Below are 17,401 nucleotides of genomic sequence, written 5' to 3' on the forward strand. Positions count from 1 at the left end.
ATTTGTCACTTTTTTTCGGATTGCCCAAGAGCCTTCACATGCTGCACAATGCATATAAACACAAAAAAAACCACCCGAAGGTGGTTTTCATGATATAAGAGAAATAAGAAAATTTTGCTATTAGTTGCGATCCAAAGCGTTCAGTGCTTCGAAAGCTTCTTTCAGGCGATCGATAACACCTTGCTCGCCGGCACGCAGCCATACACGAGGATCATAGTACTTTTTGTTTGGCTTTTCGTCACCTTCCGGGTTACCAATCTGTGATTGCAGGTAATCGTGGTTTTTAGCTTCGAATTCACGAACACCATTCCACATAGCCCACTGAGTATCGGTATCGATATTCATTTTGATAACACCATAACCGATAGCTTCGTGGATTTCTTCCGGCTTGGAACCTGAACCACCGTGGAATACAAAGTTAACCGGCTTCTTGTCTTCAAGACCCAGTTTCTCAGCAATGTAATCCTGAGAGTTTTTCAGAATAATCGGACGCAATACGACGTTACCTGGCTTGTAAACTCCGTGTACATTACCAAATGAAGCTGCTACAGTGAAGTTCGGAGATACTTTGCTCAATTCAGTGTAAGCATAGTAAACGTCTTCCGGCTGAGTATACAGCAGTGAGTTATCGATTCCGGTATTATCAACACCGTCTTCTTCACCACCGGTGATACCCAACTCAATTTCGAGGGTCATACCCATTTTGCTCATGCGAGCCAGGTATTTTTTCGAAATCTCGATGTTTTCTTCCAGTGTCTCTTCTGACAGGTCGAGCATGTGCGAACTGAACAACGGTTTTCCGTACTGCTCAAAATGCTTTTCACCAGCATCGAGCAATCCGTCAATCCAGGGCAACAGTTTTTTTGCTGCGTGGTCAGTATGAAGAATTACATGTACTCCGTATGCCTCGGCAACAGTATGAATATGTTTGGCAGCTGAAATACCACCCAGAATGGCAGCTTGCTGTCCTTCGAGTTTTAACCCTTTACCTGCATAAAAAGCAGCACCACCGTTTGAAAGCTGGATGATAACCGGTGAGTTAACAATTTTGGCAGCTTCCAAAACTGCGTTAACAGTATCGGTTCCGGTTACGTTTACTGCCGGAAGAGCGAAGTTGTTTTCTTTGGCTACTTTAAAAATGGTCTGAAGGTCGTCCCCGGTTACAACACCAGGCTTAATGTTTTCAAATAATTTTGCGCTCATAGCTCTTATTTTACAGGTAGATGGAACTTACTATAAATAACCTAATTCTCGTGGTTATCATGTTAAATAACCGGTTGCAAAGGTACGAATAAAAAATGGAATAATGTTTTACAACACCTGTTAAAACAACGTTAAAAGGGATAGCCAATTGCGAAGGTAACATTGAAATCATCAGATGTTAAGGGGCGGCTGCCAACGATCCATCTGGAGCCTTGCGGCAAGGATGGATCGCGTAATTTCATACCAATATCCAACCGAAAGATAACATAGGAAAAATCGAAGCGGAAACCGGTTCCCGTTCCAACAGCCAGCTCCTTGTAAAACTGCCCTAAACGGAATTCGGTTCCGGGGCGGTTATCATTCAGCGACCAGATATTTCCCACGTCGAGGAAAAGAGCCCCTTCCAGCATGCCAATCATCTTGTAACGGTATTCGATATTGCCTTCCAGTTTAACATCTCCCGTTTGATTTGGGAAAGCATTCGGATCGGCTTTGTAAGTACCCGGACCAAGTGAACGGACCGGCCAGGCACGAATATCATTGGCTCCACCGGTGAAATATTTCCGTTCGAACGGAACCTGCTTCGAGTTACCATACGGAACAGCAATTCCACCAAAACCACGAATGACTACCGTATTGTATTTATCGAGCACCCAGCCCTGACGATATTCCAAATCGGTTCGGAAATACTGGGCAAACGGTGTTCCCAGAAATTTGTACTGCCCACCGGCCAGCGAATCGGTCAGTTCCTGTGGGCGATTCGCCAGTTTACTGTATGCATACAAAGTGTTTCCCGCCGTTTCGAATGAGGCCCGCAGATACTTGTAGTTGGTTCTCTTCTGCAGACGCTGAGTATTGTATGTATAAATATAATTAAGCGACGAAATAGAGTGGTCAGTATATGAACTGCGGATATACAGGTTCTCGATGGAAGCTATAAACTTCGGATCGTAGGAGAACATTTTCACCAGGTTAAAATCGAGCAAATTAATCCGGTGCGTCGAATATTCTGATGATTTCCACTGGTATCCAAAACTAGCCCGGGCAATGGTACGCGTATAATCAGGGCGACGCTGATAATTGTAAGCCAGGTTGAAAAGTGTCTTGGGAGTGGAGTATTGAAACAGCCGCGTAGAACGAAAGGGTGCTAAAAATTTAGGCAACGTAAGTTTCGTGTCAATCCCGGTTTCCAGTGTATTAAAGAACTTGACTGAATCCTTCACACCGTAACTTTGCCGCTCAGTTGCGCCTCTTAATTGAACATCGAGAATTTCTCCTCCCTTGAATAAATTACGATGCTGATAATTCAGGTTACCGGCGACTCCCAGGTTGCCCGACGAGTTGGTTCCTTCCAGGGCAAATGAATACGACTGCTTGGACGAAGGGGTCAACTGAATGACACAATCGAGCATAGGATTCCCCAACGAATCGCGCTTTCCGGTTTCTTCAAACTGAATGTTAATCACTTTGAACAGACGCAACAACGATAATTCATTGTATGTACGTTCTACCTCACTCACTTTGTAATAACCCGCATCACCAATGTGATTGGCGTTTATAAGTAAATCGGGACGGAAACGCAGCGAATTCTTGTAGATGAAGTAATAATTGTCAACTTTCAAAGTATCCTGCGGAACCATATCCAGATTCAAATGCTCACCGAACAAGGCCTTCCGCGGTTCATATTCCGTCAGGAAATAAAAATTCCGAAATGTAAATTTTTGATGAGGCTGGTACTCCACGTTACCGAGCGAATCCTGAAACTCTCTTTCTCCTACCAGCATCGTTACTGCCGATTGCCGTTTCCCCATTGTGGTATCGGCTTCGTATGAAATACTATTCCGGTTCATCCGGTAGTAGCCTTGGTCTTTCAATGTCCGAACCATTCGCAGCCGCTCGCTGGCTAGCTTGTCCATGTCGAGGTTTTCGCCCTCATGAATGGTCGACAGTGACGAATCTTTGTGAACAATGGTCCGGAGCGAGTCGTCCAGTACATCGACTTTGTAACGATCGATGGTATACGGTTGATTGGCGGTAATCCGGTAAACAACTTCGGCCTTTTTCTTTTTCCGGTAAACGGTATCGGTCACCACAGCATCGTAATAACCTTTGTTGTGCATGTACCGTTTCAACTCCTGGTCGGAGCGTTTGGTCAAAAACGGATCGTAGATAACCGGCGCTTCACCGATTCGTTTCAGCCAGCCATCACTCTTCTTTCGTGAAGACAAATTGTAAAGGGCCAGGTGAAATTTCCAGAATCCGAGTATGGATGTATTGGGAGTTTGTCGCAGATAATTTTTTAAATCCTGTTTATCAACCTGCTTCGTATCGACATCGACTTTCACTTTATTCAACAGGTATTCATCCTGCGGAACAAATTTGGTTGTCCGGCATGAAAAAAGCAACAAAACCAGGAAGGCCAATCCGGAAATTAGCTTTATTATTCTCAACAAATCCTTCAATACTTTAAAAATTGGAAACCTCACAAATATAGTGAACTCAATAATTTAAAATCGTTTATTTTTGTTCAAGTTTAATGTCGAAAACAGTATAGTCGTTTGCTCTCAAAAAACAAAATAAAACAACTTCGCTCGCTCCATCTGAAAAAATTCAGACGCAGTGAAGGTCTTTTCGTTGCTGAAGGCCAAAAGCTTGTTCTCGATCTTCTCGATTCGAAGATGGAGGTGAAGGACGTTTTCTGTACCCCGGAGTCAATATCCACCGTCGAAGGGAAAGGCTTTAATCCAAAGAATATCCATTCCTCAGAATTGGCGGATTTAAAGAAGATCTCACAGCTAAAATCGTCACCGGATATTATCGCAACAGTGCACATTCCCGAACATTCACTGTCGTGGGAAGAAATTGCCGGCGATTTGTGCCTGGCTCTCGACGGCGTTCAGGATCCGGGCAACCTGGGAACCATCATTCGACTGGCCGACTGGTTTGGTATCCGGAATATTCTCTGCTCGGAGGATACGGTTGATTTATATAATCCGAAAACCGTTCAGGCGACCATGGGCGCGATTGCCCGCATCAGGCTGCACTACGGAAATCTGCCCGATTATCTTCAACGCGCCAATGAAATGGAAATTCCGGTATACGGCACATTTCTCGAAGGCGAAAACATTTATTCCGCGCCTCTTTCCCCTAACGGGATTATTGTGATGGGCAACGAAGGAAAAGGTATTTCAGAAAGTGTCGAGCCACTGATTCGGCAGAAGATTCACATCCCTAATTTTCCGGCTAACCGGGAAACGTCCGAATCACTAAACGTGGCCATGGCTACTTCCATTACCTGTTCCGAGTTCAGACGCCGGATGATGTCCCGCAAATCTTAAGCACCGCTTCGGCACATCGTTCTCCGTCAATGGCGGACGAAACAATCCCTCCGGCGTAACCCGCACCTTCACCGCAAGGAAAGAGTCTTGGAACCTGTATGTGTTCCAGCGAAATTTTGTCTCGGGGAATTCGTACCGGCGATGATGTGCGCGATTCCACACCCAGGATGAGCGCATCATTTGTGAGGAATCCGTTGGCCTTTCGCCCGATTTGAGCAAATCCCTTTTGCAGTTTTTCACGAATGACTCCGGGCAACCAATCATGCATCGGCGACGACTGAATTCCCGGTCGGTAAGATGTCTCCGGTAAACCCGATGACAGTCTTCCTTTCACAAAATCATCCAACCGCTGGGCCGGTGCCAATTGCGAACGGCTAGCCTGCCGGAAACACTTCTGCTCCAAATCGGATTGAAAATGCAGGCCGGCCAGTTGTTCAAAACGCTTGTAATTTTTTGGAATGTCTTCCAATCGAATCTCCACGACAATTCCCGAGTTGGCATACCTTCCACCCCTTCCCGAAGGCGACATACCATTCACTACCAACTCTCCGGGAGCGGTCGCTGCGGGAACAATCACTCCGCCGGGACACATGCAAAAAGAGTAGACACCACGCTGTTCTACCTGCTCAACGAAAGAATAGCTGGCAGCCGGAAGAAATTCCCCCCTGGGCCTTCCATGATACTGAATCGAATCAATCAACTCCTGTGGATGTTCCACCCTTACGCCCATGGCAAAAGGCTTGCCTTCAATTGTAAGATGCTTGTCATGCAGCATTTGATATACATCGCGAGCCGAATGACCAGTAGCCAGGATAACCGCTTTCCCCGAAAGGGTTCGCCCATCCGCAAGCTTTACCCCGGTAGCCTTTCCGTTCTGCACCGTAATATCGGTTACACGGGAATGAAAATGAACTTCGCCACCAGCTTCGATGATGGCTTCGCGCATTGCGGTTACGACCCGGGGTAATACATTGGTTCCGATGTGCGGATGAGCATCAATCAGAATATCGTCCTGAGCACCGTGAAAATGTAAAATTTCCAGAATACGATTGACATCTCCGCGTTTTTTCGAGCGGGTGTACAGTTTTCCGTCAGAAAAAGTTCCGGCTCCACCTTCTCCAAATCCGTAATTGGAATCCGGATCGACTTGCTGATCGCGATGAATAGCGGCAATATCCCGTTTCCGTTCGCTGACACTTTTTCCCCGCTCCAGAATAACCGGCTTCATCCCCAGCTCAATGAGCCGAAGTGCGGCAAACAATCCGGCCGGACCGGCACCGACAATAATGACCGGTTCTGCTTTCGAAACATCAGGATAGATTTTTTCGGATGGCTTCAGGGGTTTCGGTTCTTCATCGACGAAAGCCAGGATGCCCAAATTGATGCGAATATCGCGACGGCGCGCATCTACCGAACGACGACGGATAACGATACCGCGAACGCGTTCCTCCTTCATTCGCAATTGCGAAGCCACGATTCGTGACAACTGCTTTTCATCCGCGGCCTGCTTTGGGCTAACGGAGATGTTGATCTCTTTCTGCAACTTACTTCTTTATATAAAGACTTACTATTCCTGAAAAAGGAATTTTCCGTTACAAAAATACAAACATTCGAGCCTTGCCTGACGAGGAATTATTCAAAATAGAAGATAAGGGAAAAGACATTGGAAGTTAGCCGCTCGACGGCAAATCCGTAGTAAGGAATGCGATTTTCATCCGTACCGATACTGTGATCGATTAAGTTATCGACGCCCAACGAAACGCGGAATTCAGTAGATAAACGGAAAAACTGCAGATAGGAATCCAGCCCCATTGCAAAATCGACGTACGCGCCGGTTTTGTACATATGCAACACGCGCTCGGCTGCACGTTTATTTTCGAGGTCGATACGATAGGTTCCGCCCAGGTAGATGTATGGGCGCAGGTTGCCATAGCGTTTTCCTTTCAGTCGCACTCCTACCGGGATGTCAATATAAGTAGAAGGAATATTGAGGTACGATTTCTCATCCAGACCATTTGTTCCCAAACCATTCAATATTTCCTGGTTGATGGTATCGTTGTAAACCAGCTGCCGGCTTCCAAAACTCATTCCCGGTGTAATGCGCAAATCGGCAAATTCGGTCAAACGAAAATTGGATACAATTCCTACGGAGAATCCGGGAGAAATCGGATCGACATCAGCGCGGATGGAACGCCCTCTGTAGTATTGTTCTGTCTTACTCTTAACTCCAGCATTTTCGGGAAGTTGTAGTACCGGATTCTGTGCAATCGGATCGGGATAAAACCGAAAACCAAAATCCATCGCGTTTACGCCCAGAAAGAAACCAAAATGAATGGGTCGATCATCAAAGCTTGATAAACTCTGCACTCTCCCAAACTGGGCATAAGTTATATTACCTGCCAGCATGAAGGCAAGTAAAAGAAGTAAATATCTGGAATTTTGGTAAATCATCTGTTTCCCGTTAAGGTATACCTTTTTTCTATGATCAATAACACGATTTTTAAGCGTTTATTGTTCACTCCGCTAAAATGTATTCCCAATTTGCTTTCAGGAATACTCCTGTTATTTATCGCCAAGATATATGGTCGCAATACCGAAAGTCAACCGGTACTCGCGCGTATTTTTAAAGCCGGCATTTCGCATGATGGCCAAAAAATCGGAACCATCGGGGAAAGCCTGCACCGATTCAGGCAAATAGCTGTAGGCCGTTTTGTCTTTCGAAAAAAAGCGCCCCCAGAAAGGAAGAATCCGGAACGAATAAAAATGGTACAGCTGCTTCATCGGAAAACTTCGCGGCTGCGAAAACTCCAGAACACATGTAACGCCACCGGGTTTCAAAACGCGATGCATTTCTTCCAGGCCTTTGCTTAGGTTCTCAAAGTTTCGAACACCAAATGCTACCGTGATGGCTTCAAAAGTTTCCTCTTCGAACGGGAGGTTTTCAGAATCGCCCTCCAGCAACTCAATTGTTCCATTGAGTCCCAAGCGCTCCATTTTTTTCCTTCCTTCGGCCAGCATCCCGGTCGAGATATCAACTCCGGTAACTTTATCCGGACTCAGCTTCAACGCTTCGATGGCAAAATCACCGGTCCCGGTAGCAATATCCAGCATCTGTTTCGGCTGATACGGCTTCAGTAACTTGATGGCTTTTCGCCGCCATCCTCTGTCAATACCAAATGAGAGGAAGTGATTCAAAAAATCATATCGGGCTGCTATACTATCGAACATAGCTGCCACCTGCACCTTTTTACTGGTGTCAGAATCTTTATAAGGAGTTACCACAAATTTCAGGTTTATTCCGTCTCTACATTTTCTGTCATCTTGTCCACAAACCCGTAGGAAGTGTCATCGATGCGAATCTCTCCGCGCGTAACGTGTCCTAACGTGAAAAAGGGCAATTTATGCTCACGAAGGTAGTCGACCAGTTCATCTTCTTTATCTTGCGAAACACAGGCGATTACACGTCCCATCGATTCACCGAACAGGAAAGCATCCTGACGGATTTCTGCATCGGTGGTGATATCAAAGCCCAGATCGTTGGGAAGCGAGGCTCTCAGCAACGTGAAGAACAAACCTCCGATTCCTACCGGACTCAATGACTCCACCAGGTTGCGTTCGGCCAGACCTTTTACCAAATTCATCAGCTGTTTCTCCAGATCGAGATTGAACTGCATCAACGGCCACTCTTTTATTTCGTGATAATGGTCGAGGTATTCCGATGCATTCACATCATCATACGATTTCCCGATGAGGAAAATATTGTTTCCCTTCTTTTTGAACTTTGGCGTAATTAACTGCGCATCCTTCTTCATTTTTCCCACCATGCTCACAATAAGCGTTGGCGGAATATTGGCTCGCTCGCGGGCATAATCGTAGAAGATTTTCCGATGCGAAATCTGCAAACCAAATGCTTCAGCCGCTTTCTCCAAACCACTCCGGGCCTCCTGAACCAACTGCTGATCCATCGGGTCCGACAGTTCCACATGGTTGAGCATCACACTCATGGCCACAGGCTCTGCGCCGTAACACACCAATCGTCTGACGGCTTTGGCTACCAGAATTTGAGAAGCGACTTCCGGTTCAACAATCATCCGCCGATGATCGGCATAAATGGTTAACGAGAACATCCGGTTTTCTCCGTCAATCTCAAAAATTCCCGCTTCACTGGTGTCATCTTTTCCCAATTGAGAAGGATCATCCACCATGGCAGAAAAATCGTTGAAGAAGTTCACCGGCGAAAGATGCGGTATGGCCACCATGGAATAAATAACACTTTGCAAGTTGTCCGGCTCGGGAACCAGATCAATGCTAAACGGCTTTTTTTCTTTTTCGTACATGTGCTTTGAAGGTTTGGTTATAGCCAAAGATTCTTCCTCAAAATTAGCGAACCGATCATTTTATCCTAAAAAATCGTCGTTATTTTTTAATTTCGGCACTAAAACTGAACATTATGAGAAAGATTGCCATCGTAACCGGAGCTACTTCCGGCATTGGTGAAGCAACAGCCAAAATACTGGCCCAAAATGGCTTTAACCTGATTATTACCGGCCGGAGAAGCGAAAAACTGAAAGCTGTTGAAGAAGAGTTGCTGAAGATTGACGATACGAAAGTCCTCAGCCTTGTCTTCGATGTACGAAATAACGATGAAGTGCAAAAAGCACTCTGCAACCTTCCGGCAGAATGGAGCAACGTTGATGTGTTGGTCAACAACGCAGGACTTGCGGTGGGTACCGAACCGGCACACGAAGCCGTTGTCGACGATTGGGAACGCATGATAGACACCAACGTGAAAGGCCTGTTGTATGTCAGCCGTTGTCTGACTCCGGGAATGGTAGAGCGCAAAAAAGGACACATTATTAATATATCTTCCATTGCCGGAAAAGAAGCGTATCCCGGAGGTTCGGTTTACTGCGGAACCAAGCATGCAGTAGGCGCTATTTCAAAAGCCATGCGAATCGAATTGGTACAACATGGAGTTAAGGTCAGTACGATAAGTCCCGGAATGGTGGAAACCGAGTTCTCCCTCGTTCGCTTCAAGGGTGATGAAAGCAAAGCTGACAATGTTTACAAAGGACTTACTCCTTTATACGCGCAGGATATCGCCGAAACCATCCTGTTCATGGTAACCCGTCCGGCCCACGTTAACCTCGACGATGTGTTGATTATGCCGACTGACCAGGCCAGTGCCCGCGATGCACGACGCGACCAATAAGCGGTAGCAATTTGTTGTTCAGAAAAATGCAGACGCCAGGAGCAAAATTCCGGCAAAAACATTTTTCGAGGTAAAGAAGATTAAATCCCGTACATTTGTCGGGTATAAAACATTCAATATTTAGATAATGAAAATTGAGGTTTCCAACGGAGAGATTGCAGATAAACTGACCATCATCGAAATTAAACTGGAACGAATTTCGGATGAAGCCAAACTGGTGAACCTGAGAAAAGAGTACGAAGTACTGGATGAAGCTGTTTCTCAAATCATCGACAAAAAAGACGCATTGTACAAGGAATTGTATGACATCAATTGTCAGCTTTGGGACATTGAAGATCGAATCCGCGACCTGGAGCGCAACAAGGATTTCGGGCAGGATTTCATCGAAACAGCGCGTGCCGTTTATTTCACCAACGACAAACGTTCGGACGTAAAAAGGCGCATCAACGAAAAAACAGGTTCCAACCTGATCGAAGAAAAAAGCTACGAAGACTATCAATAGTTTTTGTCCTGAAAATATCTCCCCGGCTTCATTCGTGTTGCAGGGGATTAAATTTATATGCCGGTGCAACGTATTTTAGTTTTCCGACTTTCCGCCATGGGTGATGTAGCCCTCACGGTTCCCGTTATTCGGGGAATGCTTGAGGAAAATCCGAACCTGTCCATCACTTTTGTTACCCGCCCGTTTTTTGCTCCCTTCTTTGAAGGAATTCCCAGACTTCAGCTCTACTTTCCCGACCTGAAAGGAAGACACAAAGGTTTTGGCGGTTTGTTCCGGCTTTTTCTCGACTTGCGGAAAGAAGGCCGGTTTGAAACGGTTATCGACCTGCACAATGTTCTTCGGACCAAACTGGTGAGAAGTTATTTTCGCGCGGCCGGTACGTCTGTTTTCCATATCGACAAAGGCAGAGAAGAAAAGAAAGAGCTGCTGAAAACAAAAGAGATCAAACAGCTAAAACACTCTTCGGAACGTTATTGCGATGTTTTCAGAAAAGCCGGCTTCAATGTTCAGATGTCACCAGTTCCTGCCATTGCATCTTCCGCGAAAGCGAGCGAAAAAATTCAGGAATACCTGAAAAGTCAAAAATTACCGGAACAAACGCTGAAGATCGGCTTTGCACCTTTCGCCACTCATGCAACAAAAATATGGGGATTGGAAAATGCCCGGCAATTGATGCATCTGATTAATGAAAAGTATCAGGCTCAGTTTTACTTGTTTGGCGGAGGACAAGAAGAAATAGAAAAATTACAAGCATTGTCAACCGACAATGACCACATTACATTGGTAGCCGGCCAAATGAACCTTTCGGAAGAAATTGCACTAATTAGCCGAATGGATTTCATGCTGTCGATGGACTCTTCCAATATGCACATTTCAGCGCTGACCGGAACCAAAACAATTTCCATTTGGGGAGCAACGCATCCGGCATTTGGATTTTATGCACTGGGACAACCGGAGGAATATAGCTTGCAAACTCCTGCAGACGAACTGGCATGCCGTCCCTGTTCGGTTTTCGGAAATAGACCATGTATTCACGAAACCATAAAATGCATGGAAATGCTAACTCCCAACATTGTGTTCCGTAAAATGGAACAACTTAATCTTTTTCAAATTCAGTAGCGGTGGCTATCTTTCTCACCAACGACCTCGACATGAAGAAGCTAATTATTATTACTCCAATAAAAGACTCGCTGGAAACGCTCCGTCATACTGTCAAAACATTGCGCTCCGGAGCGAACACCACACCTTATTATATATTCGATGATTTCAGTAATGAAGAAACCATTGGATGGCTGAACGAGAACCAGGAAAAGTACCAACTAAAAATCGTCCATCTCAGCGATCATACCAGTCACCCCTCTCCCAATTATCGGCTGACACTGAACATGGCCCGAAAAATGGCTATTGAAGAGGATGCTCATCTGGCTATTATCGAATCGGACGTGATTGCTCAGCCGGAAACGCTGGAAGCATTAGTTGAGTTGACGGAACAACTCCCGGATGCTGGTTTGGTTGGTTCGGTAACAACCGACAGTTACGGGAATATCAATTTCCCTTACAGTTACGTGAAGAAAAGCATGCCCGAAGTGTACCAGACACCGAGAAGTATGAGTTTCTGTTGCACGGTTCTGTCCAATGATTTGATGAAAGCTTTCGACTTTGCGGAATTAGATAGTAGCCGCGACTGGTACGATGTGTATATCACGAAAAGAGCCCGTCAATTGGGGTTCAACAATTACATCAGCCTGAAAAACCCGGTGATTCATAAACCACACGGAAGCCGTCCGTGGAAAATGCTGAAATACAAAAATCCGATTTTGTACTATCTCAAGAAATTTACTCAGAAGCGCGACCGAATTTGAACAGTTTCCGGAAAGTGCTTTTCCATTTCATTTTCCGGTGGCGGTAATTTTTGTTTTTCTGGTCTAAAGTCAACAGCTTTTTCATTGCCAAACCCGGATCTTTTTCGTTCAGCAGCGCATATTCAGTCGCCAATAATTCCAATGTTTGCCGGTCGGTATCGAGCTGCCGGAAATTCTGCAGGCCTTTTTCAAAATCGATTTTACCAAAATTCATCCGGTTCAAATCGATAAGGCTGAAGAAATATTCATCGCCATCGTGACGAATCAAGGTATTTCCGGGAGAATAGTCGAGGTGGAAAATGCCGTTCTTATGCAGTTTTTCATACGTGAAAGCCACCCACTGACGCAAAATCCGGTCACGTTCGCTGACCTGGTAATTCAGCACTTCCCGTAAGGTAAAATCGTATTTAAAGTGAAGCGAAACGTAAAAGCTCTCCTTTAACACACCGCCGCGAATGTACTCGGCATAAGCAACCGGTTGTGGAGTCGGAACACCCAGTTTCAGGAGTTTTTCCGCGTAAGCGAATGAACGGGCTGCTTTTGAACCTCTGAAATATACGTAGACAAACCGGTTGACCAGGTTGGGGAACTTAAACGACTTCACATTCAAAATCCTGTCGCCCTTCTCATATATCTTCACCTCGTTCCTCGACTTGAAAATCGTCTGCCCGGTTTGGGCAAACTCTTCCCGCAGGTTAGCAACCCAATTTTCAAGTTCCCGAAATTCCGGAGCTATCTGGTAATTGTTCTTTTCTTTCATGATGTTGGCGGAAGCTTTAACTTCCTTCACAACTGATTACTGATTCATAAAACCCTGCTCGCGGAGTACCTCCAGCAGCATATTAGAGAACGTTACATTGTCGGCTTTCTTGTATCGGATGTCTGTAAAAACCTGTGCCAACGATTCTTTATCGTTCTCAGTTACAAATCCTTTCGAATCTTCGCGCGCTTCCTTCTCTGCATACATCCGGTCGATATCTTCATCAGAGTAGTCGTGATACGTCTCATTATGAACAACGCTTTCCAGCGGAAGACGGTCTATCTGTTCCGGATCTTCAGCGGGCCAGCCAAGCGTAACCGTCGTGATTGGGACAACGCCTTTCGGAAGCTTCAGCACGTCGATGATATTTTTGGCCAGATACGTGGTGGTTCCGAGGTAACAAATTCCCATTCCCTCACTTTCGGCAGCAACGCAAACATTCTGGGCCACCAGCAACGCATCGATAGCCGCCGTAACAAAGGACAAGAAATTATCGTATCCCGGTTCAGCGTTTCTCAGCTCGCACCACCTATTAAACCGGTTGAAGTCCGCACAAAAGGTCAACACCACCGGAGCCTCTTTAATCATGGGCTGATTGAAGTGACATGGCGCCAGCTTGTCCTTCATTTTTTGGTCCTTCGACACAATAATACTGTAAACCTGCATGTTTCCAGTAGTAGAGGCCCGCGTTCCGGCTTCCAGTATTTTATTCAGCATCGGTTCATCTACCGGTTCTGAAGTATATTTTCGAATGGTACGATGGTTTAATAATGTATCTAAGAGTGCCATAACGTCAAAAGATAATGATTTTGAGATGCAAAGATAGGAAAAACGAAAGGGCAAAAATAATGACCAATTAAAGGTATCGCCGAAAATTAGCACTATTTTGCCGCAACGAAGCTTTTTCGCTACCTCCTGATAATAAACACGGAAAGTGACAGAGGGAGAGAATTATAAAGTAGAATGACAACAGAATTCAGACAAAAAACCATCTTAAACGACTCAATATGAAGAAAAAAAGCCTCCTCTTTATTGTGATTCTGGCAAGCGCCTTTTTATTCACTCAGTGTCGCTCATGTGGGTGTACCGGCTACACTGCAAAATCAAATAAACGGGTCGCCAAACAGGACCGTTCAATGTGGTATAAAAAGTAGTAAAAACTGTCAGATTTTCGGACATCTATATCCTCATTTTCAGACATAAACACATAGAACCGGGTAATATCAGAATTAACAAAAAGGTAAACAACAAAAATTTGATGTTTTTGAATATATATTGTTTCTTTGTGGGACTATTTAATTAGAGGTTCTAATTCATCCTATAAAACTTTAAAAGAATCAATTATGTCTAAAGTTAAGATTGGTATTAACGGTTTCGGTCGTATCGGACGTTTGGTTTTCCGTGCCGCCGCAAAAAGTAATGATGTTGAAGTTGTCGGTATCAACGACTTGATTGATGTTGATTACATGGCATATATGCTCAAATATGATTCTACTCACGGTCGTTTCGATGGCACTGTAGAAGTAAAAGACGGTAAACTGGTTGTTAACGGTAACGCAATCCGTGTTACTTCCGAGAGAAACCCTGCAGATCTGAAATGGGATGAAATTGGTGCAGAATATGTTGTTGAGTCAACTGGTCTGTTCCTGACCAAAGAAAAAGCTCAGGGCCACATCGACGCAGGTGCCAAGAAAGTTGTAATGTCAGCTCCTTCAAAAGACGATACTCCTATGTTCGTTATGGGTGTTAACCACAAAAAATACACCTCTGACATGACTTTCGTTTCTAACGCATCTTGTACTACCAACTGTCTGGCTCCTGTAACCAAAGTATTGAACGACAAGTTCGGCGTTGTTGAAGGTTTGATGACTACCGTTCACGCAACTACTGCTACTCAGAAAACTGTTGACGGTCCTTCACTGAAAGACTGGCGTGGTGGCCGTGGTGCTGGTCAGAACATTATCCCTTCTTCTACCGGTGCTGCTAAAGCTGTAGGTAAAGTAATTCCTGAGCTGAACGGAAAACTGACTGGTATGTCACTGCGTGTTCCTACTCCTGACGTATCTGTAGTTGACCTGACTTGCCGTCTGGAAAAAGCTGCTTCTTACGAAGCGATTTGCGCTGCCATGAAAGAAGCTTCAGAAGGCGAACTGAAAGGTATTCTGGGTTACACCGAAGATGCAGTTGTTTCAACTGACTTCGTTGGCGAAACCTGTACTTCAGTATTCGACGCTGGTGCTGGTATCGGCCTGAACGACAACTTCGTAAAAGTTGTTAGCTGGTACGATAACGAAATGGGTTACTCAACCAAGGTTGTTGAACTCATCAACCACATGGCAACTGTTGATCACAAGTAATCAATCAACGGTCATCGACCAAATCACAATATTGAACCCGGGTTTTGCCCGGGTTTTTTTATTTTCTTTCGCTGGGGTTCGCTTTCGCGGATAGCCAATCCATTTCTGCTTCCCAAAAACCACTGGTAAACCGTTTTTCAATCCGCTGCGCAGAAAAAAAAATTCCCTGCGCACTGCTTCAGCAACGGATGCGCACCCGAGCAAATTTTCCTGCGCAGGAAATGAAAAAGCAATGCGCACCCGATTGAAAGCAAATTCTTCTAAATCATTTCCCTTTTTGGAGAAACCAGAATAAAAATAGTTCTGGTCCACTGAAGTCACTGGGAACGAGGTTTAAGAATTTCCTCCTTCCAGCCATTGTTTAAACGACGAAACTTTCTCGCGACTGACCAGCACCGGTTCATCCGGTTCTTTTGCCAACTTCAGCCGAAGGCGGTTACCCGAATAAATCAGCACATCGCGGATGGCACTCAAGCTGACCAAAGCTCCCCGGTTGACCCGGAAAAATTGCTTCGGATCGAGTTCCTGCTCCAGTTGGTCGAGGGTGAAATCCAAATCGTAGCTTTTTCCTTCACGTGTTAACAGGAAAGTGGCCCGTTGTTGTGAATAAAAATAAACCACATCGGCAATGTCCAGTGGACGAAGATGCTCCCCTACCCTGATCAAAAAACGGTTCCGGTAGTTCTTCGTCATCATCCGGTAGATTTTGTCAATCGCCTCAACCGACACCTTTTCCTGGTTGCCGGTCTGCCTGAAAAGACGCTCATATTTTTCCACCGCCGAGTGAAGCTCCTCTTTCCCGATGGGCTTCAGCAGGTAATCGATGCTGTTTACTTTGAAAGCTTTCAACGCGTATTCATCGAATGCTGTGGTAAAAATCACCGGGCAGGAGACGTCGGCTTGTTCGAAAATCTCAAAACTCAATCCGTCGGCAAGCTGAATGTCGAAAAAGCCCAACTCCGGAGCACCATTCTTTTTCAGCCAGGCGACCGTCTGACGAATACTGTCGAACGGACCCGCCACATCGACTTCCGAAAGGTATTCCCGAATCAACGTTTCCAGCCTTTCAGCAGCCAGCGGCTCATCTTCCACGATCAGTATCTTCATGATAATTGCTTTTCTTCATTCCTGAACAAAGGGATACAGGCTACATAAAATTCTCCTTCCTGGCCAAACTCCGGGACTCGTTCTCCCATCAAACGATAACGTTCCTGTAAATTCTTCTGTCCCATCCGGGCTGACACCGGCAAGATTGACTTTAGTTGCAGATTATTCTTCACCACTACAAAATCATCTTCCCGCTTTACTTCAATATGCAATGGCTTTTCGTTGGATATTTCGTTGTGCTTAATGGCATTTTCCAGCATCAGCTGAAGCCCCATTCGCAGAATCTTCTCCGATTCGCTTCCGCTGAGAAGAAAATCCACCTTCAGCTTTTCACCGAACCGAAACTGCTCCAGCACCAGGTACGACCGGCAAAAGGCAACTTCTTCCGCAAGGGTAACCACATCGTCTTGCTCCAGCACGTAACGGTACACTTTCGAGAGATCACCAATAAACCGACTGGCCTTTCCGGCATCCACATAAACCAACGAATTGAGCGTATTCAGGCAATTGAAAAGAAAGTGCGGATTGACCTGATTTTGCAAAGCCGTAAGTTTTGATTCGATGTTGGCCTTTTCCATTTCGGCATGCTCCTGCAATAAGTTTCTCCAGTTTTTGAAGAAGATGGAGGTATAAATTATTCCGGCGATACCAATAGAAATAAGGAACTCAATCACGATAGTGAACTTGTAATATTTCATGAATTCGTAAGCCGGAATGTGATTCATGAGAATGGCCCAGAGAAAATTGAACAGAAATACAAAGAAAAGTGAGTACACAACAATCCCGGTCCACATCAATAAGTAGGTCCGCGAACGGTTGATTCTCCAGGGATACCAATGCTGTACCAGCGAAGTAACCCACTCGTTTCCTTTCCACAGGCCCATCCCAATAATTGTGTTATATAATAATATGTTCCAAAACGAATGAATCACTGAATTCAAATCATTCATGGTAAGGGTTACTCCAAACCCTACGCACAATACAATTATCAGATCGCGCAGATGTCTTTTCCAGGAGGTTGCTATCTTTTCCATTAGGTTAAAAGTAATGAAAAGCGTTG

The 17,401-nt window shown here is 45.2% G+C and carries 16 protein-coding genes; 6 read left to right on the top strand and 10 right to left on the bottom strand.

Annotated elements, in window-relative coordinates; all coding sequences use genetic code 11:
- Nucleotides 1-120 precede the first annotated feature (120 nt).
- Both fbaA and tamL read right to left on the bottom strand, forming a co-directional pair.
- On the bottom strand, nt 121-1,203 hold the full coding sequence (fbaA, locus tag AC060N_RS16345) for a class II fructose-bisphosphate aldolase (protein WP_463230778.1): 1,083 nt from the start codon (nt 1,201-1,203) through the stop codon (nt 121-123).
- A 131-nt stretch (nt 1,204-1,334) separates the two neighbouring features.
- Nucleotides 1,335-3,656, bottom strand: coding sequence for a translocation and assembly module lipoprotein TamL (gene tamL, locus AC060N_RS16350; protein WP_479524737.1), 2,322 nt, complete (start codon nt 3,654-3,656; stop codon nt 1,335-1,337).
- 105 nt (nt 3,657-3,761) lie between these two features.
- On the opposite strand from tamL, the gene AC060N_RS16355 reads away from it, so the two are divergent.
- The gene (locus AC060N_RS16355; RefSeq protein ID WP_153640086.1) at nt 3,762-4,541 is read left to right on the top strand and encodes a TrmH family RNA methyltransferase; all 780 of its coding nucleotides are present in this window, start codon (nt 3,762-3,764) and stop codon (nt 4,539-4,541) included.
- Here AC060N_RS16355 and AC060N_RS16360 read toward each other — a convergent pair.
- From AC060N_RS16360 to AC060N_RS16375, 4 genes are all read right to left on the bottom strand, one after another.
- A complete protein-coding gene (locus tag AC060N_RS16360; RefSeq protein WP_479524738.1) occupies nt 4,510-6,084 on the bottom strand; it encodes an NAD(P)/FAD-dependent oxidoreductase in 1,575 nt (524 codons plus the stop codon). The two genes, AC060N_RS16355 and AC060N_RS16360, sit on opposite strands and share 32 nt — an antisense overlap.
- A gap of 89 nt (nt 6,085-6,173) precedes the next feature.
- Nucleotides 6,174-6,992, bottom strand: a complete 819-nt coding sequence (porT, locus tag AC060N_RS16365) for a type IX secretion/gliding motility protein PorT/SprT (RefSeq protein WP_479524739.1) — start codon at nt 6,990-6,992, stop codon at nt 6,174-6,176.
- Between the two features lie 111 nt (nt 6,993-7,103).
- Entirely contained in the window at nt 7,104-7,823 is a 720-nt protein-coding gene (ubiE, locus tag AC060N_RS16370; RefSeq protein ID WP_479524740.1) for a bifunctional demethylmenaquinone methyltransferase/2-methoxy-6-polyprenyl-1,4-benzoquinol methylase UbiE, read from the bottom strand.
- Nucleotides 7,824-7,834: 11 nt separating this feature from the next.
- On the bottom strand, nt 7,835-8,878 hold the full coding sequence (locus tag AC060N_RS16375) for an AIR synthase-related protein (RefSeq protein WP_106540166.1): 1,044 nt from the start codon (nt 8,876-8,878) through the stop codon (nt 7,835-7,837).
- Between the two features lie 113 nt (nt 8,879-8,991).
- Between AC060N_RS16375 and AC060N_RS16380 the strand changes: the two genes are divergently transcribed.
- The 4 genes from AC060N_RS16380 (at nt 8,992) to AC060N_RS16395 (ending at nt 12,117) form a co-directional block, all read left to right on the top strand.
- The gene (locus tag AC060N_RS16380) at nt 8,992-9,753 is read left to right on the top strand and encodes an SDR family oxidoreductase (protein ID WP_106540167.1); all 762 of its coding nucleotides are present in this window, start codon (nt 8,992-8,994) and stop codon (nt 9,751-9,753) included.
- Between the two features lie 127 nt (nt 9,754-9,880).
- Nucleotides 9,881-10,255 carry a DUF6165 family protein gene (locus tag AC060N_RS16385; protein ID WP_479524741.1) on the top strand — a complete coding sequence of 125 codons (375 nt, stop codon included), beginning with the start codon at nt 9,881-9,883 and terminating at the stop codon, nt 10,253-10,255.
- A 63-nt stretch (nt 10,256-10,318) separates the two neighbouring features.
- Nucleotides 10,319-11,374 (top strand): glycosyltransferase family 9 protein, encoded by a 1,056-nt coding sequence (locus tag AC060N_RS16390; RefSeq protein ID WP_479524742.1) that lies wholly within the window; start codon nt 10,319-10,321, stop codon nt 11,372-11,374.
- Nucleotides 11,375-11,376: 2 nt separating this feature from the next.
- The gene (locus AC060N_RS16395) at nt 11,377-12,117 is read left to right on the top strand and encodes a glycosyltransferase (protein WP_479524743.1); all 741 of its coding nucleotides are present in this window, start codon (nt 11,377-11,379) and stop codon (nt 12,115-12,117) included.
- On the opposite strand, the gene AC060N_RS16400 is transcribed toward AC060N_RS16395, so the two are convergent.
- Both AC060N_RS16400 and AC060N_RS16405 read right to left on the bottom strand, forming a co-directional pair.
- On the bottom strand, nt 12,092-12,907 hold the full coding sequence (locus AC060N_RS16400; RefSeq protein ID WP_479524744.1) for a lipopolysaccharide kinase InaA family protein: 816 nt from the start codon (nt 12,905-12,907) through the stop codon (nt 12,092-12,094). The genes AC060N_RS16395 and AC060N_RS16400 overlap by 26 nt on opposite strands.
- Before the next feature lie 6 nt (nt 12,908-12,913).
- Entirely contained in the window at nt 12,914-13,666 is a 753-nt protein-coding gene (locus tag AC060N_RS16405; RefSeq protein WP_479524745.1) for an NADPH-dependent oxidoreductase, read from the bottom strand.
- A gap of 554 nt (nt 13,667-14,220) precedes the next feature.
- On the opposite strand from AC060N_RS16405, the gene gap reads away from it, so the two are divergent.
- Nucleotides 14,221-15,234, top strand: a complete 1,014-nt coding sequence (gene gap, locus AC060N_RS16410; RefSeq protein WP_106540173.1) for a type I glyceraldehyde-3-phosphate dehydrogenase — start codon at nt 14,221-14,223, stop codon at nt 15,232-15,234.
- Between the two features lie 333 nt (nt 15,235-15,567).
- Here gap and AC060N_RS16415 read toward each other — a convergent pair whose 3' ends face one another.
- Nucleotides 15,568-16,341, bottom strand: coding sequence for a LytR/AlgR family response regulator transcription factor (locus tag AC060N_RS16415; RefSeq protein WP_479524746.1), 774 nt, complete (start codon nt 16,339-16,341; stop codon nt 15,568-15,570).
- Nucleotides 16,338-17,375, bottom strand: a complete 1,038-nt coding sequence (locus AC060N_RS16420; RefSeq protein WP_479524747.1) for a sensor histidine kinase — start codon at nt 17,373-17,375, stop codon at nt 16,338-16,340. Before AC060N_RS16420 ends, AC060N_RS16415 begins: the two co-directional genes overlap by 4 nt.
- Nucleotides 17,376-17,401 lie beyond the last annotated feature (26 nt).

Source organism: Prolixibacter sp. DSM 2831 (assembly GCF_056493735.1).